14 protein-coding genes and 1 tRNA gene are annotated in these 25,719 nt (G+C 51.4%); 8 read left to right on the top strand and 7 right to left on the bottom strand.

Annotated features, from left to right (window positions below):
• The first annotated feature begins 366 nt into the window (after positions 1–366).
• Positions 367–819, top strand: a complete 453-nt coding sequence (locus PP769_RS08305; protein ID WP_312646572.1) for a response regulator — start codon at positions 367–369, stop codon at positions 817–819.
• Here the strand turns inward: PP769_RS08305 and PP769_RS08300 are convergent.
• The 5 genes from PP769_RS08300 to PP769_RS08280 form a co-directional block, all read right to left on the bottom strand.
• Complete coding sequence (locus tag PP769_RS08300) at positions 812–1,999, bottom strand: THUMP domain-containing class I SAM-dependent RNA methyltransferase (RefSeq protein WP_312646570.1); 1,188 nt, start codon at positions 1,997–1,999, stop codon at positions 812–814. The genes PP769_RS08305 and PP769_RS08300 overlap by 8 nt on opposite strands.
• 108 nt (positions 2,000–2,107) lie before the next feature.
• Positions 2,108–2,419 carry a HesB/IscA family protein gene (locus PP769_RS08295; RefSeq protein ID WP_312646569.1) on the bottom strand — a complete coding sequence of 104 codons (312 nt, stop codon included), beginning with the start codon at positions 2,417–2,419 and terminating at the stop codon, positions 2,108–2,110.
• 110 nt (positions 2,420–2,529) lie between these two features.
• Entirely contained in the window at positions 2,530–3,636 is a 1,107-nt protein-coding gene (locus PP769_RS08290) for a 2-hydroxyacid dehydrogenase (protein WP_312646568.1), read from the bottom strand.
• 54 nt (positions 3,637–3,690) lie between these two features.
• Entirely contained in the window at positions 3,691–4,695 is a 1,005-nt protein-coding gene (locus tag PP769_RS08285; protein WP_312646566.1) for a sodium:calcium antiporter, read from the bottom strand.
• A gap of 235 nt (positions 4,696–4,930) precedes the next feature.
• Positions 4,931–5,644 carry a SprT-like domain-containing protein gene (locus tag PP769_RS08280; protein WP_312646565.1) on the bottom strand — a complete coding sequence of 238 codons (714 nt, stop codon included), beginning with the start codon at positions 5,642–5,644 and terminating at the stop codon, positions 4,931–4,933.
• A 180-nt stretch (positions 5,645–5,824) separates the two neighbouring features.
• On the opposite strand from PP769_RS08280, the gene tadA reads away from it, so the two are divergent.
• From tadA to PP769_RS08245, 7 genes are all read left to right on the top strand, one after another.
• Positions 5,825–6,313: a tRNA adenosine(34) deaminase TadA gene (tadA, locus tag PP769_RS08275; protein WP_312646563.1), complete on the top strand. Its 489-nt coding sequence runs from the start codon at positions 5,825–5,827 to the stop codon at positions 6,311–6,313.
• A gap of 13 nt (positions 6,314–6,326) precedes the next feature.
• A tRNA-Ser gene (locus PP769_RS08270) sits at positions 6,327–6,415 on the top strand.
• Between the two features lie 1,060 nt (positions 6,416–7,475).
• Complete coding sequence (locus PP769_RS08265) at positions 7,476–12,245, top strand: P-loop NTPase family protein (RefSeq protein WP_312646561.1); 4,770 nt, start codon at positions 7,476–7,478, stop codon at positions 12,243–12,245.
• 413 nt (positions 12,246–12,658) lie between these two features.
• A complete protein-coding gene (locus tag PP769_RS08260) occupies positions 12,659–13,666 on the top strand; it encodes a caspase family protein (protein WP_312646560.1) in 1,008 nt (335 codons plus the stop codon).
• 157 nt (positions 13,667–13,823) lie between these two features.
• Positions 13,824–17,513: a WD40 repeat domain-containing protein gene (locus PP769_RS08255; RefSeq protein ID WP_312646558.1), complete on the top strand. Its 3,690-nt coding sequence runs from the start codon at positions 13,824–13,826 to the stop codon at positions 17,511–17,513.
• 133 nt (positions 17,514–17,646) lie between these two features.
• Positions 17,647–19,749: a tetratricopeptide repeat protein gene (locus tag PP769_RS08250; protein WP_312646557.1), complete on the top strand. Its 2,103-nt coding sequence runs from the start codon at positions 17,647–17,649 to the stop codon at positions 19,747–19,749.
• A gap of 45 nt (positions 19,750–19,794) precedes the next feature.
• Complete coding sequence (locus PP769_RS08245; protein WP_312646556.1) at positions 19,795–20,343, top strand: tetratricopeptide repeat protein; 549 nt, start codon at positions 19,795–19,797, stop codon at positions 20,341–20,343.
• 205 nt (positions 20,344–20,548) lie between these two features.
• Here the strand turns inward: PP769_RS08245 and PP769_RS08240 are convergent, their stop codons facing one another.
• Both PP769_RS08240 and PP769_RS08235 read right to left on the bottom strand, forming a co-directional pair.
• Positions 20,549–24,061 (bottom strand): zinc ribbon domain-containing protein, encoded by a 3,513-nt coding sequence (locus PP769_RS08240; protein ID WP_312646555.1) that lies wholly within the window; start codon positions 24,059–24,061, stop codon positions 20,549–20,551.
• Between the two features lie 136 nt (positions 24,062–24,197).
• Complete coding sequence (locus PP769_RS08235; protein ID WP_312646554.1) at positions 24,198–25,397, bottom strand: patatin-like phospholipase family protein; 1,200 nt, start codon at positions 25,395–25,397, stop codon at positions 24,198–24,200.
• Between the last annotated feature and the right edge of the window lie 322 nt (positions 25,398–25,719).

The raw sequence follows: 25,719 nt of genomic DNA, 5'->3' as shown, positions 1-25,719 counted from the left end.
GTAAATCAGGCCAAAGGCGTATCTTTATCTCACCCCATAGGGGGACAGGGATCTCCCTATTTTGCTTGAATGTTTTATGTTTGTTCATACTGAGTGAGATTTACGCTGTTTGGTGTCCTGCTTTTTCAGCTTAATGGGCCTCGATCCACTCTGCAATCAACAGAACTTGTTCCAGGCATCAGGATTCTCTCCTCATTCTTCTCTATCAAAAATCCGACTCAGCCGGTTTCCTCTTAATCTCAGCAAGATTCAACCGAAAAAACAGATAGGCCAACACACGTATTTTCTGTCGTATATCGGACGTCAATCCTTCACCAGACTGAAGTGTGGGCAGTCTGCTTCAACCAAGATAATGGGCATCGGATCATGCGCGGCGCCGTCAAAAACACATTTAAGATCCTGACCATCGAGGATGATATCGCTCAGATAGAAGCCCTCAAAGAAGCACTGACGGTGGCCCAAATCATCTGCGTGGAAATTTTTGAGGCGGAAGATGGCGAACAAGGTACGGCCTTTTTAAATCAGGAGTACCCCTTTGTGGATGCCCCACAACCCGACCTGATTTTTCTCTCCAATCATCTCCCCGATTTGTCGGGAGAAGAAATTATTAAGGGCCTCCAACGCGACCGCCGCTTACAGTTAATTCCGGTGGCCTTGTTTTCGGAGGAGACTCCACGTCACTCAAAAGATTTTTCTTTCCCTCCCAATTGCCATCTTTTTAAACGACCGAAGACCTGTGACGAATGGATTTATGTGTTGCGATGCATTGAAGATGTCTGGGTTTCACTCTTAAACATGGCCGGAAAACCTCTCATTTAAGACCTGGCCTGATCACTGCCTGTTGCCTGGCCTGCCTTGCCGATTTCCGGTTCCCTCCGGCCACCATCTGAAATTCATACAGCCTCGATTCCAACGGGCCATTGAACAGGGGGATTTTACGTGATGGCGCTAAGTGAATCAGTTTAGGAAGTCGCGAATCGGCCGTGAGGACATAGACACTCCACCCCGCAAACCGCTGCTTCAACAGATTCCCAAATTTCGGATACCACTCCTCCAGCTCCGACCGGTCTCCCATTCTCACTCCATAAGGAGGATTCGTAACGAGAATACCTTTTGGCCCAGGAGGCGTCACATCCAATACATCCACCTGACCTAAGTGAATTTCCTCAAACCCCAAGCCTTCCAGGTTTCTTCTGGCCATGGCCAAGGCATTCACATCCTCATCATACCCCACAATAGATAGACCCGAACCGGGGAGTATCGATTTGATCGACTCTTGGCGTACTTGATCCCAGATCGTGCAATTAAAATTCTGTAGATACCGGAAGGCAAATTCACGCCCACGGCCTGGAGCAATTCCTTTGGCCATCAACGCCGCCTCAATTAAAAATGTGCCTGCGCCACACATCGGATCAAGCAGGACTTGCTCACCAGTCCAACCTGAAAGCCTGAGGATGCCGGCCGCCAAATTTTCTCGGATCGGCGCCTCTCCCGCCACTTTCCGCCATCCCCGCTTAAACAGCGGATCTCCCGAGGTGTCGATATACCACACCACATGCTCTGCATCGACAAAGACCACAATTTGAATATCGGGTTGTCGTTTACTTACCTCTGGGCGCGCCTGTGTCGCCCGGACAAATCGGTCACAAATGGCATCTTTCACTCGTAGCGTCGCAAACTCCAGACTCTTCAGTGGAGAATGTTGAGCAATGAGCCGAACTTTGATGTGACAATCCACGGAAAAATATTCAGGCCAGGGAAGACTTGAGGCGAGGCGATACAGGTCCTCCTCATCCCGGTACCACCCCTGCCCCACCCGCCACAAAATACGGCTGGCAATCCGACTTTCCAAGTTGAGCCGGTAGCAAAGAGGAAAAGCGCCCTGGCATTCAACGCCGCCAGGAGTCGATCGAATCTCCTGCCCGCCTAATTCTTGAAGTTCCTGGCTCAGAACATCTTCTAAGCCACGAGGACAGGTTGCAAAAAATGTTTCCATCATAAGAATAATCGCGGGATGTATGGTTACCGGTTAAGCTTAGCAAGAATCCTTGATGAAGAATATTCCCGCAATCGGGTTCAATGAAGACCCTATCCAATTCTGTCTCCCTCATTCAGGTAGGATCAGGTTTAATTTATAAGGATCGGGGGGTTCCGGGTGGTGGAAGCTGAATCCAGCAGCCTCCTCATAATCAACCGTGACGCCCTCCAGCCGTTGTGCACAAGAGCCGTCTATGGCAATGATGAGGTCTTCAATATCTAAGACCGAATCCTCCTGTGTCACAGCATCTTCAAGAGTAATGGAAAAAACAAGGACTTTGTCATCCCGGTCCCGAACGGCTAAACGCACAATGGGATCCTCGGGGTGCTCTTCGATCAGGGCTTTCAATTTTTCCACGGCCGGTGGTGTGATGTGAATCATGATCTCTCCTCCTGACGAAACCGCCAATCGTCAGATCGACCTGTGATGTCTCCCATATCATCGAGCTCCTTTACCAGTGTAAATAGTCATCTAGCAATTTTCGTAGAGATTCATACCATCCCGGTCTCGGGACTGCGTGACACACGGTAGACTTCAGGATTGATACAGTGTGGAAGCGCGTCTCCGCGTAAGCCGGCACCGATATTCTCCGCGGCCATGCAGGCCATTCTGGTCCTTGTCGCCACAGACGCACTCCCCAAGTGTGGGATAATCAGACAGTTGGGAAGCGTAAGGAGCGGGTGTGTCTCAGGAATGGGCTCCGGATCAGTCACATCCAAAGCTGCCCCACCAATATGGCCCTGCACTAAGGCGTGATACAGGGCCTCTGGATCAACCACGCTTCCACGAGCCGTATTGATCAGAATACTTGAAGGCTTCATGGCTCGAAACTCAGCTTCCCCGATCAAATGGTGCGTGTGAGGGGTCAGGGGGACATGCAGACTCACAAAATCCGCCCGTGCTAATGCTTCATGCAGACCAACCTCGTGAAATGACGCCCCTATCGGTTCGCCCTGACTCGTCTTATCAACAGAGCCTTTCCGGTGTATTGTTGGTTTCGCAATAGGCTGAGTGCCAGACTCCACTGAGACCGAAGACTGCGGTGACCCACTCACACCATTCGGTGACGGCACCGCTAGCACATCCATTTGGAATCCTTGCGCGCGCCTGGCCATGGCCTGCCCGATCCGGCCAAATCCCACAATGCCTAATGTCGCACCATGCACATCCTGTCCCAGCAAGAGATCAGGGCTCCAGGTTCTCCACTGTCCCTGTCGCACATATTCAACCCCTTCGACAATTCGTCTGGCTGCAGAAAGGAGCAAGGCAAAAGCCAAATCCGCCGTTGTTTCAGTTAAAATCCCTGGTGTGTGTCCAACCGGAATGCCACGAATCGTACATTCTGCAACGTCGATATGATCATATCCGACGGCCATGGTGCTGATCACCCGAAGCCGTTTCCCAACCTGAAGCACTTCCTGATCAATCCGGTCCGTCAACAGGCAATACAGACCCTCTGCCTCGGGAAGATGATCCAACAACCATTTCCGATCAACGGGGCAATCGTGCTCCCAGCAGACAAGATCGGCCTGTGCCCCTAATACCTCCCAAGCCTGTTGTGGGAGACGTCGCGTGACAACAACTATCGGAAGGGCCATCGCTGTGCTCTTATTCTTTTGCGCATCATGTTTAAAAAACCCAAAGACCAGGCATTACCAGAAGAGCACCGAAACCACAAACACCACATAACACAGACCGTTCATAACCAGGTGAATGGGCTTCAACACGCCCCGCCGTAACACCCAGGTCAAATAGCAGGCCGCCACCAACGTCATCGCCATTCCCATGAGAATTTCATGTTGCGGAACCCAGGCTGTCAGCATAATTCCCAAGGCTGGCAATAAACTCCCCTGAAAGACCATGGCCCCGGTAATATTCCCGACAGCCAGGGTATCCCGATTGCGCCGGATCCAAATAATGCTGTTCACTTTTTCAGGCAATTCAGTCGCAATTGGAATAATGAGGAGAGACAGGGCTAAGGCCGAAACGCCCCACCTGGGGGCAAGCTGTTCAATCCCATACACAAAACCCTTCGCCCCTAACACAATGAGGCCCAGGCCGCATCCCACCTGAAACAAGATCACCATTAAATTATCGGGAAGCCCCGCTATGGTCATATAAAGCGGATGATCCGCCTCGGTTCCATGGCCATCATCCACTAAATTGGCTGAAGATCGAATAGTTTGATACAAATACACCACATACAGGATAACCAGTGCACCCGCAATGGCAGGCCGTGCCCAACCCCACTCCTGGGGAACAAACACGGCAATCACTCCCAGACAAAACGCCCAGTTAAACCAGAGCAGATCACGAGCGAATCCGATCGGCTCAGGATTTAACGTGCCATGCCACCCTCTTTTCCGTGCGGCAAAGAACCCCAACAGAAAGAAGGCTAATGTGGACAGCATCAGGGGGGCCCCCAGAATAGCCCCCACCCCCACTTCGTGCCGCAACGTTTCAGAACCAGAAGACAACAGGATGGCAAAGATAGGCACCATCGTTTCCGGCAATGCGGTTCCCACCGCCGCAAATACCGAACCGGTGACGCCTTCCGAAATCCCGAGTCGCTCTCCAAAATGTTCTAAACTGTTGGTAAACGCCTCCGCCCCTAACAAAATGACGACGAGGGATGCGAACAGAATCAGGATGTCCATTTGGAAAACGTACCATCCATTTTTTTATGAGAAAATTTAAACGACCATACTAAATTTCATAATATTTTCATATAATTACGCACATTAAGGCAACGCGATTTTCCTTCAGGTACCGCCACCCTTCCCAAGATGCCCCCCCACCTTGCCATCTGGAAATTTATTCTTCTACACTCCCTCTATGGACAACATCACAACAGGCTTCTTGCTCGTCCTAAGTACCATTGTGATCTATGCTCTAACCGTTCGTTGGTGGCGCCATCGCCGGGCCGCCAAACTCGCCGATAAACTCCTCGCGGAAGTCATCCGGGGGAAAGACGCCTTTCGTCGATAAGACTTTGCCATCCCTCATTCCAGTCACACACAATATCTGCACAGCCGATCTATCCTCTGTCTGATGGCCTCCGTGATTCACACCTCCTCCGACCGTCGATTCTTCATGAGTTTTTTGAGTGTAATGTAATTCAACTTCGACAAGTTTTCCTCGACATCGGCTACAAATATGTCGACTCGGAAAAATCGTTCGCCGTTGCCGATGATAAGCCATTCCGCATTGAAGGCACTGCCAGGCATAGCGATGATGTCTCTGAACACCCACATTCAACTGATGGCGAACCGTCACCCCAAGTCCCGCCGCATTCATCCTGTGCATCATTGCACGAAATTCCGCCCCATGGGACGGACGATGCTTCCGAATATCAAACTGCCATTGGTGAATCATTTCATGTGCCAACGTTCGTCGGAGCTCTTCTTCGGGTTGATCGCGAAGCAAAGGAGCAGACAACCGAATCACTCGAGCCGCACCTTGTCGATACTCACGTGAGGCCCACCAGCTTCTTGGGCCAATCTGACTCACAAACAACCCGGCCGATGAGGTTAATCGTGTGCTCCACTCAATGGTAATCAGAGGTAACCGATTCTCAAAAAAGTGGTGGGCAAGACTCTGCCACATGGCTTGCACCTTTTCCAAAGGAACGAGCCTCTGACTCACGTTACTGGCGGAAGATTTCACCAAGATTTCCAGGTGGGTTGGCTATACATCAGATAGTGGCTATGTTACCATTTTTTTGCCTTTCGGAACAAAAACTTTCACTCACACCATCATCATTCAACTGTACTTTTTGATATGACCATGGAGGTATTGGATCCAACCACGGATATTCAATTCATGCGCATGGCGTTGGACTGGGCGCATCAGGCCTTTCGTGCGGAAGAAGTTCCAGTTGGAGCGGTCCTGGTCCAGAATAAAAAAATCCTCGCAACGGGCTTCAATCAACGGGAGAGCACACAAGATCCGACCGCCCATGCCGAACTCATGGCCATTCGATCCGCTTCGATGGCACTGGGGTCCTGGCGTCTGACGGACACCACTCTCTATGTGACATTGGAACCCTGCGCCATGTGTGCAGGAGCCATCATCCAGGCTAGAATTGCCCGTGTCGTATTTGGCACATGGGATCCGAAAGCCGGCGCCTGTGGGTCAATCTGCAATCTCACAGCGGAGACCAGGTTTAATCACCGGGTGAAGGTAGACTCAGATATCCTGGCAGATGATTGTCGAGCAATCTTACAGAATTTTTTTCAGCAACTTCGGAGTACCCAACCAGTTCCTACCGCATAACATAGACGAACACGGAGAGGTGCGAGAGTGGCCGATTCGGACGGTCTCGAAAACCGTTGTCCTCACAAGGGACCGTGGGTTCAAATCCCACCCTCTCCGCCAGCTAATCTACAGCAAAATTTCTCTCCGTATTGCGGATTCTCGTGTAACAAGTCCGCGAGTTAGGCCCCCTTGGGGCCACGATGGACGCTCTCTGGATCGATCATCACCCTCTGATTGTTCCCTTATTCATGCAGAATTCTCTGGAGGGAATTTGACGGTCCCACTGCGCAGTGTTTGGTGGGACCTAGAGAGACGTTGACCGAGTCCACACTCACCATCTCTGCTCTCTCTGGGATCACAGTAGCGAGGAAGGAATAAAACCAAAAAACTTCCGCTGCGCGGCCCACTCCAACGGAATGGGACGACGAAACGGTTCTAGAATTGCAAAAAGGATCAAATTTTCAACTAAGCCTGATATTAAAGATGAAAAAATTTTCAAAGGCTCTTTGCAGTGCCACTTGAAGGAAAAATTGTAATTATTCACCAAATTTGTTCTGATGGATACATTTAACAAAACAGAGTAGAGCTGGCTTAATGAAAAAAGAGTCAAGTTCTCATAAAAAAAGTAAATCAATAGTATTCATGCAAGACTCGACTCCATAGTCCTTCATACGATGTGCACTTTGCTCCTTTATTAAAGTCACCTAAGTAACCTGTGCGATCAGAGTTCATGAGGTCACCTTCAAAACACTAAGCTTCTTACATGTCCATGCATAAAGATTCTGTAATCCTCCGTCTTATCAATGTACCTGGGCTAGGGAGGCTCAATGAACACTGGATGAGCCGCCATCTTCATTTAAGGCTGGACTATAAAATTTCACCGGAAACATAAATGGCATAAACGATTCATCATAGATTACCACACCTAACTAACATCATTAGGGAAAATATTGAATCCCCAAACCCTCAGTTCGCAGAGAAACTTAGCTCCGAATTGATGTGCCAGTATCTTGTTGATGAACTCACATATTGCAAATCGGATAAAATGCTTGTCATTAGCAGATTTGAAGGCTTCAATTTCCTATTGCGAAGCCAATTTGGTCGCTACGAACTTTTTGCAATGTAGGTTTTTATTTCGGCTGGTTGCCGAGAGCATAGGCATGCTAGAGGAGACTTACCGATGAGTGAGTCGGGCTGGACGACGCTGCAGAGAGACGAACCAATGTGGATCGCTGGTGCAACGGCTCACGTCAGGAGCCGGATCCGGGAGGCAGTTCCTCGCAAATGGTTATTGCGAAGGCTCGACAAGGCTTTCACGGCCACTGATCGACGTTCCAGTTCCATTGCGTCGAATACAATCCTTGTCGTCGGCACGCCCGGTACGGGCAAGAGTATTTTCGCTGGGCAGCTGGCAGCGCATTGGAACTGTCCCTGCTACTTCGCAGGTTCGGGAAGTACCGACGGAGTCGTTTGGGCAGATCCTAAGAACTTCCTAGTTGCGATCGGATTGCAGCTGCGCGCGTTGTACGGCTCCGATATCTTCGCGGACGAGCGGGTCAACGTGCGTGCCAATGTGCGCGTCGAGCGAGTTCTTAGGGGTGGAACAGTCACTGGAGCGCATGTCGGACAACTCTCCCTCTCGGCCTTCTGCCGCGCATTAATCGAGGTCGACCTGGCAATCGGTGAACTCGCCGGGCAAGCAATGACCCTGAAAATTGACGAGCTTCGCGACCTAACTGATGGGATGCCGCCAGCCCAACTGATTCAGGACGCTCTGATAAAGCCACTGCGCAGGCTCGAGGTGACACAAAAGGGAGAGCGCGTTGTCATCATCGTTGATGGAATCGATCAATCTCCCGAAATCCTGCGCCTCATCCCACTGGTAGATGACATACCGGAGAGTGCCGCCGAGCTGACGTGGGTGTTGCTCAGCAGACCCGGGGATCACCTCAATCGTTTCCGCGTCGATGAGCCAACCGATTCCGTGGCCTACATAGACGTGACCGAGAAGGAAAGCGCACTCAACACACAATTCGAGGCGGAACTGTGGACCCACCATCGCCTAACGGAGGCGGGGGTGATCAGCGCGTACGAGCAGTCTCCCGTCGCGGCGGAGCCAGCCGAAGAGCTAATTCACAAACTCGCATGCACGAGCGGTGCGAACTTTCTCTTTCTCCATCATTTGCTCGAGACCATCATCGCGGATGCCAGCAATGGCAAGTTTAGATTGCTGCTGAGTCCGATTGAAGGGATGCCACACGGGCTCGACGGCATTCATCGCTACTTACTGACCGAACGGATTCGCTCGTCTATAGACGCCCGCGATTGGGTAGAGCACTATGTCCCCGTCCTCGGCATTCTCGGTGTCGCGCTGGCTCCACTGACAGTCGACGAAGTCGTCAAATTCTGTGGTGTCGATGTGCTCTACGTACAGGAGGTTCTGAGCAAGCTCATGCCCTTCCTGGATGAGGCTGGAGAAGGTAGCGAGCGTACAATCGTTCTCTTCCATCGTTCCTTCTCAGAATTCCTCTTCAGCCAGGATCGTACTCGGAACCCCTATCCCCTACGATCGCCAGATCACTATCACGCCTTGATCGCGGACTCCTGCACGAAACAAGGGAGCGTCGATTGGCTCCATTCGCGCAACCTCTACGCCCTCAGACATTTGCCGATGCATCTGCTCCAGTCGAAACAGCTCAAGGCTGTCGTAGAGCTACTGCGTGGCCCTTTCGCCGCGCGACAGTTGTCCACCATAGGCATCGCACAAACGCGGTCGGATTGCGCCGCAGTTGCCCGCGCGGCTGCTCACGCCAATTCAGATGATCACCTCCTTATGATGCTGGAACGGTGTGTCGAGCTCTCGAGTCTGGCGTCCGAGCGCTGGACGGCTGGCCGATACGTGCTCGATCTTCTCGACGAGGATCCCGCAACGATCTTGGATCGCAATGGCTATGGGCCGGACGGCGCTTGGACGGGCCATGGCGAGCCCCTCCTTCCTTGGTCAGCGTTCCTCACCACTGAGCGGTTGATGGACTTAGGCGCGAACCAGCAAGCGATTCAGCTGCTACGCAACGTTTCCCGGCGCCCGTGGGCGCCAAGAGAATCTCCCAAGGCAGGTTCAGTGGATCTTTGCGAAGGCAGCAATTTCGATTTTAATTCTCATACGGGCGTGCTTCAATTTCTCGCTCGAGTGGCCATGCTGGAACCGGAACTTGCGCTCAAGCTGACAACACGCCTCTTCGAGAGCCCGCTGGACCAGCTCCCGAACGAGCGTACCGGATGGCGTGACGTGCTGCGTGCCCTGCTTATTCATTCGGAGGGCGCCAACGGCAACTCAGTTGACCCGGAAACCTTTCGAGCGTTGGCCGAGGTGACCTATCAGTGGCTCTTTCAGGGCGGTTACCCCCACTGTTGGGCAGGACTTACGCAGGCGCTGTTTCGTCTACTTGCGTTATCCGTTCGGGCGGAGAAACTCGATCCGCTATGGATTAGTAACGTCTTCCTCCGCGCGGCAGAGCGACGCTCACAAGCGATGAACTTCGTCCAGGGTTCCCGTGACGAAGCCGAGAAAGACCCAGCACTGCAGCCGGGCAGCATTGCCGTGCACGCCGACATCCTGACCGGCATGGCAGACCTGCTCGATGCGCTTGCGAAGTCTGGCGACAGGCGGTCCCACGACTGTCGTGAGCCAAGTGGTACGGGATCTTCAACCAATGTCGACGAAGCGCCCAAGAATCCAGGCTCCGGCCTAAACGAGGTTCTTTGGGCAGCGTGCGAAAAGATCACGGATCAGCTTCCACCGCCGCTGGCCGAAGCCACGGGAGGACGCTCACTGCGACCGGCGGCGATGGCCAAGCTGAGCAACGCTCTCCACCGGTTAAACGTCGCTGCTTGGCACTCGTATGCAGAGGCTGCGTTGGAGACGTGCCAAGCAGACGCCACCGTCCCTGATCCCTCGATCCATTCGATAGATCAAGGACTAGCTTGGCTGCGCCGCATCGACGATCCCGAAATACACCATCGAGCTGATCGTCTGACTCGAGAGCTAATCGCGAACGGCTTGCAAGATATGGAAGTCAACACTCTTCCAGAGGAGTACGGCGAGTCCCAGGCTCGTGCTGCAGCGGCGAAAGAAATCCACCTGGAAGACCTCGCTGAAGAGGCGAACGTTTACGAACGCGGGCGGATGGCGCTACGACTCTGGCGGGAAGGCAGAGCGTCAAGGGAAGCCCTCGTCGAAGCGCTTGCTAAGCGAAGTTCCGCTCGGCGCCCGAGCAGGGGTGACGAAGAACCGCCGCAATTTGCGGATGTCCTAAAGGAGTCGATAATCAAGGCACTTGTCGCGAAGACCGCCCCCTGGTCGGGCGAGCTCATCAACCAGCTCGAAGTCGCACGAAGTCCAGAACGGCGCGAATCAGTCGGGCTGGATCTATCGGCTGTCGGTGCGAATCGCTGGCTTCTTCTGGAGCAGGCGGAAGATTTCGAGACCTTGCGCGGCGAGGTCGAAACGGAGTACGAGCGTGCATCTCAAGCAAGCGATTTCAACTCACGGTTGAATTGCTGTCTTGCCGCGATGAGCTTCGACCTCATGCTGGCCGATCGGTGGTTGGGTGAGTTGATCGATGAACTTAACGATCCAAACGACCGCGGACTTGCTGTGGCCATGATGCTTGGGCTCTTACGCGCGTATCAGCCATCGGAGCTTGAAAAAGTCGGGAGTCGCTGGTTTCGATATCTACCCACACCGGACGCGGCGACAGATATCTCTCGTTACCAAACGATGATCTGTGAGTCCTGTGGTCGAATAGAGAGCTTCGACGAAGAAATCGGCCAACTGCTCCAGCAAATCGCGAATTCTCTTCCGAAGTTCTGGGAGCGGCTTCAGCGAGAAGCCTCGGAAGACGGGTCGGGAGCGAGCACCGCGCGCGTCGAGGCTTGGCAACGCATCGGCCAAGTCCTGTTCTCCGTGGGACAAGTGAAAGTCCCGGGTGGCAGTGCTCGCGAGCAAGGCGTGATTGAAGTTGCGATAAGGGCATCGGATCTTTTTTCCGCAACCACAACACAGGCCAACGACTGGGAACAAGGCGCCATCGCACGCAACCTCCTGAAAGGCCTGCATACGAAGGAAGGAATGGTGGAGATCCAAAAAGGAGCGATCTCGGAACTCGTAACGGGAGTGTCCGATGATCTCCAGGTTCACGCCGACAAGGAGGTCCCACCCTCGAGCGTAGCGAATCTGGCCAATGTGCGCCTCGGGGTTGATCTGGCCGTGCAACTGAAACGGGCCAATCCATCTTGGGCTGCCCGAGAGGTAGACATGGCACTCGCGACATGGGAAGCCGAGATCGCCGGACAACGCGATCCGATTCGTGACGGCGAAAACAGCCAGTTCTCGGGGTTGGCACGCATATTGGGACAGGTTTTCGCGCGGGACACCGCCTTCGAGGACCCCGACGAGCGGAGGCTATTCGATCTGAGCAAGAGTCTCGTAGATTGGTGCACTCGGGAGCCCTGCTCTCCCGATCTCCTAGCGCACATGCAACGCCAGCTTGCCGGTACCAACGACGCGAACAAGCGAAAGATGATCAGCGCTCCCCTAGTGTTCGGGGCGGTGCTGCTCGGTGATACCGAACGCGCGAGCGCCTTGATCGACGCAACCGACTCAGAGTATCTTGAGCTGGCGAGGTTTTATGAGCAGCTTATCGCTAGAATCAACGGCCTGCAAAGTCACGAGCAAGCTGAGCTGATCGCCGAGCTTAAGTCCATCACCCTGAAACTGCTGCTAGAGACACCACTCTCAGGAAAGAATGACGCGCTCGATCAGGTCCTCGCGTCTTGGTTATTGCTCCGAGTGGTCGAGCAGCCACGTGCAGCCGGGCATGCTTATCTTCGAGAGTTGGCTACTCGTCTGCTCGCCTTCTATTCCCGACCCAGCCCCTCTCCAACGTAAACCCCATTTTCGGACGAGCGCTGACATATCGACGCTGGGTATTGTCTACTTAACCAAAACTCGTCTCTGAACAAGCAATTAGCCTGGACATAATCTGTAGAATTATCAAGGATCAGGATCCGAACTCCATGTGGGGCCGGAGGAAAACCTTGTTTGAATTGACAATACCGGGAAAGTACCGCTTCGAATTCCCGTAAACGCAAAGCCCAGTTAAAAATGTCATGTTGCACAAAGAAAAAGCAGGACAAAAACCAAACTGAAAAGTGATCCCCGATTGCATAGCATATCCATATCCTATTCATTCATCCACGATAACAGCACCAGGGATTGATTTATTTCACCCGAAGAGCTAAAGATGAAAACCTCATGGCTCCCAATCTAATTATTGTGTTTACTTCATGGAGGAAAAACCTATGTTCACTCATGGTTATGCAGTTTTGATTGGAGTCGACAAAAACAAAGTCGGGAAACTTGATTTACCTGTAGTCGCTGAAGACATCAACAAACTCCACGAAGTTTTCACTCACCCAGATCGATGCGGCTACCTACCCAAAAATGTGAAAGTTCTTACAGCCGAGGAGGCAACGAGGTCCAATATTCTTACTGCCATGGACTGGCTTCATGAGAAACTCGAAAAAGATAAAAACACAGAAACCACAGCTTTCATTTATTATTCAGGACATGGGCATCTGGAGGCAGATGTTGCATATCTCCTCCCTTATGACATGGCCTTCCCTATAAGTGCTTACGCTCTCCCAGCCGCCGCATTTGCTCAAAAAATTACCGCAATTTCTCCAAAACGATTACTTATTGTCCTTGACTGTTGTCATGCCGAGGGTCTGGGCGTAAAAGGGGATATTGGCCAGGTAGAAATTCAGCCTTCTCCTATAACTCCAGAAACGGCGGGATTTGCTGACCTGGCAAAAGGCGAAGGCCGGGCCGTGTTGAGTTCCTCACGTAGCGACCAACGTTCGTGGATTCGAAACGATGGCCAGATGAGCATTTTCACGTATCATCTCGTTGAAGCCTTGCTTGGTCATACAAGTAGGTTCGAACACTCGACCGTTTTGGTGACAGAAGTCATGGATTACCTTGCGAAAACCGTCCCAGGCACAGCAAAAGCAGAAAAAAATGCCGAACAGGTTCCATATTATAAATTTGAAGGTACACCCTTTCCAATCGCACTTATCATGGGTGGCAAAGGTCTTCCCAAAGGAAGGACCCCCCCCAATCCATTTGATGACCTGCCCATTAAAATGGAGGCTAAAGTCGAGGCAGAAGAGGTCGAAGGGGATTTAATAGGGCAGGAATTCGAGAATTTTAGTGGAGGGGAAGCGAAAGTCGAAATGACTTTTGTGAAGGTAAAAAAGGGAGGGAAGGCTATTGGACAAAAGTTTGGGAATGTGGGCAGAAAACCTTGATTCTAGGCGATGTTGATATTCAAAAAACAGGTTTTTGTAAAGCACTTTACGAGCCAGAGTATCCTTTATGAGGGAGAATTCCCCACCTACAGCGTCACTCAAAGATGACCTTTTTTTTCGGTCCATCGTTAACTCATATATCGAGAATCCCCGGTTTGTGCGACGTGAATGGTTGGCGACTGAGATAGACGATCTTCTCCAAGAGCCAGACTGTCGGTTTGTCTTACTGACGGCTGAACCGGGAGCGGGGAAAAGCGCCTTTCTCGCGCAATTGGCGTACGATCATCCCGCATGGCCCGTCTATTTCATTCGCCGTGACCAGCATTCTCCCTTAAGCGATGTCGGAACGCACTCCTTTCTCTTACGACTGGGCTATCAACTCGCGGCCCACCATCCAGCACTCTTCAAGCCCGAGCAGATCCGAGTAACCGTCGAGCAGCGGATCGGCACAATCGAGACTGGGGGTGAAGCGATTGGGGCAGAAATCGAACGGATCCTTGTTTCTCCGTTTTACCAGCAAGTCGTGCAGATTCAGCAAGACATTGAACGACTGCAAGGCAAAGTCACCGGGTTGCGGGTAGGGGAATACGTTCTTGAGCCACGACTGGTCCCCGTGGCAGATCTGCAATACATGGCATTGATCGATCCCGCTCGAGCGTTATTCAAACTTGACCCTTCACAGCAGATTGTGATTCTCGTGGATGCGCTCGATGAAATCCGCTATCACCAAGCTACTGATAATCTGTTGACCTGGCTCACCAATGCGCCGGAGCTGCCACCGAATGTGCGCTTCGTGCTCACCTCGCGTCCGCCAGATGGTGCGGTCTCGACGTTTCAAGATAAACAAACATCATGGGTGAGGCCGTTTGAGCTCCAGGAGTCCGATGGCCGAGTGCAGCAAGACTTGGAGTCTTATCTAAAGCAGTTGCTGGTCATCGACGCTGTAGCGGAAATAATGACGACGGACGAAGAGGCAAAGAACTTCCCAGATCGCGCCCTGCACCGCGCGGATGGAAACATTGGCTATCTCGATGCACTCGGGCGAGGGATTGACCAGGCGGTGAAGGGGATGGGAGACGCGACGCATCCTACAAGAGTCAAGACGCATCAGAACGCGTTACTCGAAATCCTCACGCTTAAGGAATTACCCGAGCATCTTGAGGGATTATACGGGTTCTTTCTCAGACAGATCCAAACAGAGGCAGCGAACGATGCGGTCCTGGTGGGGAAAGATGCTGAGACAGGGAAGGCCCTATATCGCTCCGCCTGGGCTGAGATATATAGACCCATCCTCGGTGTGCTGTCCGTGGCGTTCGAACCCCTGTCCCTCGAGCAAATCACAGATCTTGGAGGCATTGCAGTTGACTATGGAGATTTAGCAGAGGCAAAGGGGCGCTTAACACAGTTTCTGGAAAGCGAGGGTGAGCGGTATCGCTTGTATCACGCGACGGTCGGAGAGTTTCTGACGGCATCAAAGACGCGCGGCACTCATCCCAAATGCTACCTGAACCCAACCGAGTGGCACCGCAAGATTCCTGCCCATTACCAGGGTAAGACAACTACTTGGGCGGATGTTGATTGGGGACAAGTGGATGACTACGGCCTCCGGCAAGTAAGCAATCACTTGGCAGAGAGTAGTTTGGGTGAGCATCGAGAACTGCTCTGCACTCCCGAGTACATGGAGGCAAAAGCTCGACGCCTTGGAACACATTTACTCTTAGGAGACTTTTCTCCTTATTCATCAGTAGACCAGCAGGAATATGTAGCACTGTCTCGGTTAGAGAAGGCTCTTTCAAGAGAAACGCATCTGAGTACCGACATTCAAAACGGTGAGGTAAAACTGCTTCAACAATTGGTGATGCAGCTTTACAGGCTTGGTGATATAGAACTTTGTAGAAAAATTGAAAATACACTCACTACTCAGGAAGGTTCTTTCTTCTCACCGGGTTGGATCGGAGCAGCGAGCCTTGATAACGAAAGCCAGCTATTTACTCTTGCAGCAAGCGGACTTGGCGTTAAATCTCTCGCTCTCGCAAGTGATGGTCTGATCTTGGCCGCTGCCCTCTCGAATGGGTGTGTGGATATCTGGAATATTGAAAGTCGCGACAAAATTCGCACCGTCAAAACTGGGTTGCGCGGATATGCACTTGGCATTGTGATTTCTCCTGGAAATGATCTGCTCTTTACAGGTGGTGCCACTGACTCTCGGAAAGGTGAGATCGATGTCTGGAGCCTGGCGGACGGGTCCTTCATTCAGAAGTTTGAATGCAATGACGAAATTGCCTCCCTTGCAATCACACCTGATGGATCCATGCTTATCTCTGGCTCCATGAATGGTCTGTTACAAGTATGGGATCCAAAAACCGGTGAATTGCTCAATGAGAAGGGCGTGGATAAATGGGTGACGAATCTTCACGTGATTGATAGTGGGAAACGTCTTGTCTCTCTCTGCATAGACCGAAAAGTAATCGTTTGGACGCTACCTGGCTTGGTGAGACCAAAGATTTTCTATGGAGCAAAATCTTATAGAGATTCGGACCTTGCCAATAGAACCGAGGCTCTGGCTGTCAGCCCAAACGGACTAATTGCTCTAATTGGATATAACGATTATATGATTCACAAATTGGACCTGTCGCAGAGAGCTGATGTGGGTCTTCTTAAAGGACACCGAGGATGGGTCGATACTCTCGCCTTTATTGACAACGACACGGCTATTTCTGGAGCTTCGGATAAGTCTTTGCGAGTTTGGGATATAGCAACCCGAAAGACGAAAAGAATCATGGGGGGCCACAGCGACAGGATTCGTTCAGTCGTAGTGAACAACAACCATAGGACGGCCTTTTCCGCCTCAGATGACGGAACTATTAGAGCCTGGGATCTGGCAACGTTAAAAACTTCAGACGCAACCTTAGGCCACGAAGCAGCAGTGACTCAGGTTACGGTGGAACCTAATTCTAGCTTGGCAGTGTCGACTGGCAAGGATGGCTCCGTGAAGATTTGGGATATGGAAGCTGGACATCTGCTCCGCACTGTTTATATCTCTAACCCAGGGGGTCTCAATAATATTTTGACACTCAACGGATGTGAAAAGGTGATGTCGCATCATTATGGCAACGCACCGTGCGTATGGAATATTTGGACCGGCGAGCGAGAATTCCCAGCAAGTCCTGAGAGTTGTGAGTCCTCTGTTCATTTGAGAGACACAGCCACCGACCCCACCTTCATATCTAAATTGGAGAACACCCTCGTTTCTGACCACATACATCTCCTTGCCTCAACTTTTGACGGACGTGTGGCAGCGTCTTGCGATTCAGATGAGAAAATTGTCGTCTGGGATATACCCAATGGCGAGGCTCGTCACACCATTGTTGCTGGGAGTAACTTGCAAAGCCTTGTTTTCTCGCCAGATGGTAAGAGGCTGTATTCTGGTGCATCGGATGGGAGCATTAAACTTTGGGATCCTATTAAAGGAGAGTTGCAAAGGATCTTGGGAGGGTCGGAGAGAACAGCTTCTACCCTCACTTTTTCTGATGACGGAGCATATGTTCTATCGGGTTCGGAAGATTCGATAATAACTGTGTGGGATCATGCGAATCACAGTGTAATCGCAAAATTTTGTACTAATTCTAATGTGATCACCGCACTGACTATGTTTTCCAAATCACAGGTGGTGGTGTCTGGTTCCTCTGGAGGCATTCTAAGCTTCTGGGATCTTCATACAAAAACAAGATTGGCTACGTGGTCTGGAGCTAGTCCCATCACATGCCTTGCAATCGGACCCAATAGTAGAGTCTTATTTGGTGATAAGGCTGGGAATGTGGCCTCTGTGGATTTCCGTCATGGGTAACTTTAAGAATAGATCAGTGTCATTGGGGATTGTTTTAAAAAGGGACTACTCATTACTTCAGCCTTTCTGCCCAAAAATCTGAAATACATATAAGACCCTGTGTTTTTATTCATAGCAGCTAAGGTGGCCTCTTATGCCAAAGAAAAAAAAACGTAAAACCAAACGAAAGCCAGTCTTTAGTAAAGCCTCAGGTTTGGGGATGCAAGAGAGTTCTCAATCCGAAAATCTCTTCGGACGGTTGGGCAGATGGCTTCAGAGAATGTTTAGGAATCCAGATCTAACTTCCCCAGCGACCTCCAATCTACCAGAAGCAAGGCCGGACCAAGCAGAAAACGAAATTTTTGAGAAGGCTCTGAAGATTCTCGCCAAAAAGATTTCGGGGATCACACCTGAACAGGATTACCATCAAATGGAGGAAGCTGTTTCGGGGTATCTCAAATTGATCGAAAATCTAGGACCTAATCAGGAAATCATCAAGGCTATTGAATCACCATTAGGACGTCTGAACAAAATACTCAAGGATCATCCTCACCACACGGCAGCCCGTGCTTGGAAGGGTCTTGTCCTATTGACCGCGAACAAACCTGACGAGGCCTTCCCCCTTCTGCAACAAGCTGTAAAAAAGTATCCCGATGAGCCTAATATTCACGTGGGACTTAGCCTGGTGTGTTGGATTAAAGAGCGATTTGAACAGACACTACAACACGCTGAAAAGGCTATACAATTGTATTCTGATACAGAAGAACACGCACGATTGGGAGTGGCTCTTCTCATGAAAGCTCGGGCACTGCAAAAATTCGAAAACAAGGATCAAGCCACTGAATTCTTCCAGAAAGCAGCTAAGCTTAATCCGAATGCGAGCCTTATTCACTTAGTATTGGGGCAACATCTTATGGATGTAGAACGCTATGAAGAAGCTCTAGAAGCATTAGACCAAGCCTATGTTCTAAACACAGAGGATTCCAGTGTCCATGAACATCGAGCAAATTGCTACCTTAAACTGGAATGCTTTGATGATGCCTTGAGTTGCGCTCAGGAGGGCTTAAATAAGAAGCCAGATTCCATGAGTTTAATCCGTATAAAAGCAAGCGCATTTAATAAATTAGGCCGATTCGATGCAGCCATAAGTTCTCTTGCCCTAGTATTACGCAAGGAAATATCAGGAATCAATTTATTATTGATACATCATGAAGCATACAAAGCGTATCACGCCCTGGGCCGCATAGACGACGCACTGGCGAGAACCCAACCAAAGTACGTGGATGCTGTCATAGGATCTATGGCGTGTTTGGACGAAGGAGACCTCAATATCGCGACCTTAGATGCGGCCATCCGAAAACGGTCTGAACTTGCCTATCTATGGCATGATCTTAAGGGAGAAGCATTCCGAAGAAGAGGCCAGTTCGAAGATGCTCAAACTGAGTTTCGGAGATCGCTTGAACTCAATCGGGATAACGCCAAAGCCCTTGCCACCCTTGCTAGAAATTTTCGCGGCCTTGGCAACTCAGAAGATAGCTTAGAGGCAATCGAAAAATCATTGGCACTCGAGCCGAAAAATGTGGAAGCACTGATCATTAAGGCGGACATTTACCATGAAATAGATCGTGATGTGGATTCGCTTAAGGTACTAAGATTGGGGCTTGAGATCGACCAAGATAATGCCGAGCTTCATGCCTCCATAGGACGGTCTCTTTGGAAACTAGATCGGGACGACGAGGCACTCCAATATCTTGACCACGCCATTAAAGTCTCACCAGACTATGAATTTGCATGGAGACTCCGAGGACTGGCATTGGAATCGTTAAGTAAATTCGAAGAAGCGGTTTCTTCGTTTACCCGCGCATTAGAAATTAACCCAGAATCACTATCTGTACTCAGAAATCTAGGCGATGTATTAATTTCCCTGGAACGCAGCGAAGAAGCCCTCGAACACTTGAATAAAGCAATAAAAATTGATCCATCTGGTTCAGCCATTCTAGGGACAAAAGGCCGAGCCTTAATTGCATTAGATCGCAACGATGAAGCTACAGAAGTCTTGCAAAAAGGAGCCCACCTGGATCCAAATCAAATCTGGATTCATATGAACTTAGCTCAGGCATTAATCAATCTTGATCGTAACCAAGACGCATTGAATGTACTGAATGAAGCTATTAAAAATAATCCAGAAGCCGGAGAACTACTCACTCAGAAAAGTCAGATTTTGGCAGAAATGGGGCTATTTGAGAAATCTCTATAGACTATTCACGAATCTCTCAAGATTAATCCAGAGGATGGCGATGCCTTGAGAACGAAAGCCTGGGCTTTGGAGCATCTGATTCCACCTCGTCTAGACGAAGCATTGCGGTGTTTGAAAGAGGCACTTGCAATTGAACCTGATGAGTTATCGCATCAGGCCCGCTACGCAGACGTGTTGTGGGACCAAGGTGACTTCGCCCAAGCTCGATTAAAGTACGAGTCTATCGTCACTCATGCTACTAATACGGTTGATGGTGGCCTTTTAGGATGGTGTCACATGCGACTCGGTCAGTTTGAAATGGCCGAAAAATATCTTCAAGAGGAGGTGGCCAAGGGGCCTAAGGCGTTAGAGCTTAAGTTTGATCTGGGGCTATTACCGCCCTCTCGAGGAGAAGGCACAGCCGCGCTGACTGAATATCAAGATGCTCTGAAAGCGGCGACCCAAACATCTACCAATCGGCAGCGAGGGCTTCTTACTATTGCAATAGCAGATCTCAGAATTCAAGTGGAAAGCTGTCAATTCAATATACCAGACGAACAATCTCATAAAGCAATGACATCATTACAAAGTGCTTATAATCGAGTAACCGGTTAGATACTTTCTGACTCACTCAGCTTGGTATATTCCTCTCGCCATTGTCGTGATTCCCACAGTTCGCTAAGGCCCAGTTAGGTCTGCTCACACCGCTAGTTTGCGGATAATCTCGCTCAACTTTTCCCCGCTTTCCACTTGCCGCCGGCAATGCAACAACGTAAGACCAATTTTTCAAGTTCTCCTTGGTCTTGTTTATTTGGTTGGGTCAAAACTCAAAACTCATAAGAGCTTCTCGGTATCCAGATCCAGGATCATCCATTAAGATTTTGAGTTCGTCGGGTAGTCTTGCGAACAGCTCCGGGTCATCGGGGCGCGCAACGAGTAGCAGGCGTGCCAGAACCGTGTCGATTGCCGTTGGACTGCTGACCGTCATGGGGACAAGGGATTGGATCAGTCGCGTTCGCTTTGCGGTGTCCAGACCAGGGGTCACTATGACCAAGGCAGAGAGGTAGCTCGCCAGCAGATAGCTCATTTCGGGATCCGGCACTCGGACCTCGGTCCCAATCGGAAGAATCTCGTCCGCTCGCCTGATGTCCTCCCGGTTCAGGCGAACAAAATCCGCAAGTGTACGCTCATAAAAGCGGGCTAAGTCACGGAGCGTAGCAGCCTTCTGTGCCCAACTCGGAATCTCCAGGTGAACCGGAGGATTCGCACGTCCAAGGTAGGCCTCACCGACGATGTGGACAGCACCAAATTCGGCTGCGTAAGGGTTCTTTAAGAAGCAATCAATCCTTTTCGCTAGTTCGGTTGCTTGCACTGGCATGGAAATCTGATCCCGCCATTCATGAGCGAGGGCGTTATAGCGGCTGGTGGTACGAGCGCAGAAAGGCGGGTCTTGCACACAGTGGGCCGACTCCGATGCGCGTTGCAGGGCCTTGTGAATCCGGTCCTCCGCCCCAGGTCCGGCGATAAGGGCGGACTCGGCCAATGCGAGGCAGGCTGGGGATTCGTAACCTGCGAAGCCGGATGGACGATCGAGAGCCAGATCCACTAAGTTACTCGCAATCTCGGTGTCACCGATAACGACCGACAGCGCTTCTGCCAGGATCCCCAAGAGTCGCTTGTAGTGGCCCCAGGTATCGCCGCGTCCTCTCGATGGCTCCGTTAGGCCCCGTCCAGGTTGCTTTTCCAACTCTGAAGCTCGGCTTTTCGCCAGAACCAGAAGCTCGTCGAACATAGGTCGGAGCTTCGGCTTTCCTTTGGCCTTCTCGATTACCCGTTGTGCGATGGGTACGCCTTCAGCAAATCGGACACGACTGCCGGCAAGGGCCGCTTCGCAGACCAACCGCGAGAACTGTTTCACCCAATTTTGCTTCGGGTGTCGGAGGATGCTGCAGAATAAACCCCAAAGGGAGCGATTTCGATAGAAGACGTAGCCATTCGCGGCTAGCAGCTGGACGTATTCGCTCAGCGAGTCATCGCCCTTCGCTGAGTCTGCTAGCGAATAGGCGACGAGGTGGGGTCCGTCAATACCACCCAAATAGCTGGTGCCCTCCCGGTCCTTCACGGTAGGGTCGACGCCTTCGCCAAGTTGGCTGACGAGCGCCTGTTGTCGCTGATCCAGCTGATCGAGCTGTTCCTGAACATCTGCAAAGGAATTCGGGTCGAGCTCCGAGGCCAGGACCTCCTCATCGGCGTTCAAGCCGCGCATGCGTTGCAGGATCTGTTGGATGAGCTCCGGGTGATCCTGCGGTATCAGATCGGTGAGGCGTCTCTCTGGCGGAGTGTCGGATAGAGCATCCGACACCCGCTCGGACAACGTTGGCAGCGGCCGAATGTCGAGGGGATCGTCTTCCAGCCGGGCAAAAAAACTTTGGGCCGCATCCCTCCGCGCCCCGGCAGCGGCCAGCCAGACAGCGACGAGCAAGCTGGCCCGATGCCAGTGGGGCTCAGCGAAAAAGATCTCAAGAAGTTTCTCTGCCCGGTCGAGATCTCCCGCTTCTGCCGCCTCGAACACCTGCTTGGGGTCCATCTGTTGGTGGCGAAATGCTTGCAATTCTCTAGTCGCATCGAAGACAAGGCGCAGGGCGACCGGCGAGTCGTTGTGACAAGCCTCCTCCAGGGTCCGTTCCAAGTCCCGCTGAAGGGCCGCCGCATCTCCGAGACGTTTTTCGTGGGCTTTCTGGAACTCGCTATCGCCTACCAATGAGATCAGCCGCTGGATGAAGTCATCGCGTTTGGGTTGCCGGCTGTGTCGGGCAGCTTCCGCCAGATGAGTGGGCGTGTGCCGTAAGCCGTAATCGTCGAAGCATTTATCCCAGTCCCCCCGATACCGGTCCAGATACCGTACGGCCGTGCGAGCGTTGTCATCAGCCTCGGACAACGGGAATTTGTGGTTGTGTTTTTGATCAAACAGGAACTCGCGAAAGCTTTGGTGATAGAGATCGAATGGTCCGTTGGGCCGATCGCCTTCAAGGTAGGGGTCGCATTGCTGTAAGGCATCCTGTAGCCGGCCCATCTCATCGATGTTCAAAATGAACTGCAACTGCACGTCGCTCAGTTTCTCCTGCGCTACCCCCAACGTACCGAGGAGTGGTTTCGACTCGTCTTTCCACAGCTTTTTGCCCTCCTTCGAGCCGTACTCCCGTTGCAGAAAGCTGGAATAGATTCCGTTGAGCTTAGGCAGCAGGTCGAGCTCCTTTTTGGGGTCGAGCTGGTTGAGTCTCGGAAGCCAGTAATCCAGAGCGGTCTTGGCGTAGAGGAAATTCTCCTGGCTGGCTTCCGTAAATTTCTGTGCGAACGCTGGGTCTGCATGAGGTGCAGACCTCTTGAAGCGAGCTCGAACATAAGTAAGAACATCAGAGGAATCGTCAGCTGCATCGTCGATCAGGTCCCATTGGGCTTCACGCGGAAAACGATCCGTCACGAGATCCACTGGACGCGTGCTCACCACAAAACGAACACGCCCGGCTACGCCTTCAGCGCCGCCATCAAGTGCCCCAGCTAGGAGTTCCCCAATGGTTGGCGAGGCAGGCCAAAGCTCGGCCTCATCGAGAGCATCGATTAGGATCACGACCTGACCTTGTGGCAGGGGAATGGAAGCCAATGGCTCAAGAATGGCCGAGAAAATGGAAGATGGATCTTTCCCGCTAAGGTGTTCCACCAGGACACCGATCATCGTTCCCGAGACCGATTCTGCTATCTGTTTGACATTGATCTCTGTCTGCCTATCAGCGTTTGCGAGTAACCAAGCACCATAGTCAGGGATACGAAAGCTGAGCTGCTCAGAGAGCTTCGTGGCAAAACGCGCTGGATCAAGAGAGGGGCTAGTGCCGCTAGTTGTGGCAATGCAAAAATGGACTGCATCCAGTGATTTGTGCACGCGCTTGCGGACTGCGTCGATTTCCTGATCCGAAGATGCTGGACCTGCCCCGCACAGCCAAGCCATGAGCGCCGACTTTCCACTTCCAGCTCCTCCGGTGAGCACTAGGGCAGGCTCGGCCACCGGATTCCCGCTGATCCAAGAGTCGATTCGCCGGAGTGTCGAGTAACGACCGACAAAGTTACTAGCCCTCTCCGCCGCTTTGGGGAGAACCTTGACCAGGATGCCGCACTGCGGACATTCTCGCACAGGCTTCTCTAGTTCCAATGCACAGTTGGGGCACGGCCAGGACATTTGCCCCACCGCCTTTTTAGGCTTGGGGAGCTTATCACCGCACGCAGAACAGAACTGAGCACTCTCTGCCAGGCCGTTCTTACCACACTGAGGACATTTCATGACGACCTCCGAATCGGAAAGATTGCACACTTGGAAGCGGACTTATTTTCAGTCTTCTCCCGACATTCGTTCATACGTCAAATATAAAAGGTAAGCAATCTTTGTTAAGAAATTAAAACTCATGCGGCCCACTTTACTACCCGCCGCTGAGAATCCCAGTTGCGATGCGCGTTGAGGCCTCCTGAACACGTTCAAGATGTACGAGATCTATACCTTTGGAGTCTGCGGCTTCCCACGCTGCCACATAGTCTCCCATTGCCTGCTTTCCAGCAGCCACCAACGCATTTCGGCGATCGTCAGTCATGTCAAATTCGGTCGTCCCATAACCCTTGGCGGGTAGACGTACGACCAAGTCACTCAGGGAGTCGATAATCTGTTTGTCGTGGGCGTTTGTCATAGTGTCAACAAGTCGTTTCAACCGCTGAATGGTTTTCAGTCGACCAAAGTCAAGGCCGGAAGACTTCTCGGGTACAAGAGGCGCATTCGGCACTGGGAGTTTTTCATCAATAAGCATACCAATGATATTTCCCACCTTTTTCTCACCCATAACAGCCACAACATGTGGAGCATTTGATACCAAAAGTTCGATTGGGAAATTCGATAAAACTCCACCATCAACGATATGGTGGCCAGAAATGTCATGTTCCCGATAGGTACCCCATTCAGGGAACCATTCAACTTCTTCCCACACAAGAGGAATACTCATAGACATGCGTACTGCCCAGACAATGGGACATTGAGGGGCCGTACGATGGTTAAGAACTAAGACTTGTTGGCCAGTTGTGTCTGAAGCCACTAAACTAAGTTCCTTCCCTGTCGCCTGGAAAAACTCAAGCAGCGTCATGCCTCCAAATTGTCTCGCTTTCCCATTTACCTGCCCAGTATTGAGTTTCTTTTCCATCCAGACGAGAAATTTTTGAGCCGTGAACCACCCTCCGCGTTCCACGAACGAGAACAAATGGCTGTATTTTTTACTCTTTGAAAGTAACGTGACCAGGGCCCCGTCTATCTTCTTCTCGATGAACTCAGGCACCAACGGAAGATCGACCGCCCTAAAGAATTCAATCATCGCACTGTTTGCCACCTCAGTTTCATCAAACGGGCCTGGAACCCCCATAAACCCAAGAAATACTGGTTGGCCTCCCTGCTCTTCCACAAGGGCTTCCAGCATTTCTTGAGTTGTATAACCCGCCGCCAAAAGCGTAGCGGTGATCGCCCCAGCTGAGGTACCTAAGAGCCTTCCCATAGTGTGTTCTGCCTCACCAAATGCCTGCATGGCCCCCACAAAGACCATTCCTTTTGCCCCTCCACCCTCAAAAACGAGATCATATTCCATGTTATGGCTCCTTATATGAAGCTAAAATAAAATTGCTGTAATTGCCTTGATAAATCGAGGGTATCAGCGATTCCTATAACGGAGGCATCTTGCCAACTGTCCGTTGGGCTTCGATTCAAGACCGTTTTTGGCACTACTATGATGATGAGATTGGTCCAGTAATGCCCCCGACTGGGGCCAAGATCCCTCGCAGTCAAAACAGGTAACATGTAGAATTTCTCAGGTCATTTTTTCGGTTCCTTGATTCGTTTATTGTGCCCAATTTCATTTCGTTCGCTTGCGTTCGCTTGCATGATATCGTATTTCAAGTAATCCTATTGGC

The sequence above is a fragment of the Candidatus Nitrospira allomarina genome, assembly GCF_032050975.1.
Classification (GTDB): domain Bacteria; phylum Nitrospirota; class Nitrospiria; order Nitrospirales; family UBA8639; genus Nitrospira_E; species Nitrospira_E allomarina.
This window is presented reverse-complemented; position numbering and strand designations above follow the sequence as displayed.

Coding starts and splice junctions, on each gene's coding strand:
- PP769_RS08250 (WP_312646557.1), top strand. CDS start 17,647: ATGCCAAAGAAAAAAAAACGTAAAACCAAACGAAAGCCAGTCTTTAGT.
- PP769_RS08300 (WP_312646570.1), bottom strand. CDS start 1,999: ATGATGGAAACATTTTTTGCAACCTGTCCTCGTGGCTTAGAAGATGTT.
- PP769_RS08235 (WP_312646554.1), bottom strand. CDS start 25,397: ATGGAATATGATCTCGTTTTTGAGGGTGGAGGGGCAAAAGGAATGGTC.
- PP769_RS08305 (WP_312646572.1), top strand. CDS start 367: ATGCGCGGCGCCGTCAAAAACACATTTAAGATCCTGACCATCGAGGAT.
- PP769_RS08295 (WP_312646569.1), bottom strand. CDS start 2,419: ATGATTCACATCACACCACCGGCCGTGGAAAAATTGAAAGCCCTGATC.
- PP769_RS08260 (WP_312646560.1), top strand. CDS start 12,659: ATGTTCACTCATGGTTATGCAGTTTTGATTGGAGTCGACAAAAACAAA.
- tadA (WP_312646563.1), top strand. CDS start 5,825: ATGGAGGTATTGGATCCAACCACGGATATTCAATTCATGCGCATGGCG.
- PP769_RS08265 (WP_312646561.1), top strand. CDS start 7,476: ATGAGTGAGTCGGGCTGGACGACGCTGCAGAGAGACGAACCAATGTGG.
- PP769_RS08285 (WP_312646566.1), bottom strand. CDS start 4,695: ATGGACATCCTGATTCTGTTCGCATCCCTCGTCGTCATTTTGTTAGGG.
- PP769_RS08280 (WP_312646565.1), bottom strand. CDS start 5,644: ATGTGGCAGAGTCTTGCCCACCACTTTTTTGAGAATCGGTTACCTCTG.
- PP769_RS08240 (WP_312646555.1), bottom strand. CDS start 24,061: ATGAAATGTCCTCAGTGTGGTAAGAACGGCCTGGCAGAGAGTGCTCAG.
- PP769_RS08290 (WP_312646568.1), bottom strand. CDS start 3,636: ATGGCCCTTCCGATAGTTGTTGTCACGCGACGTCTCCCACAACAGGCT.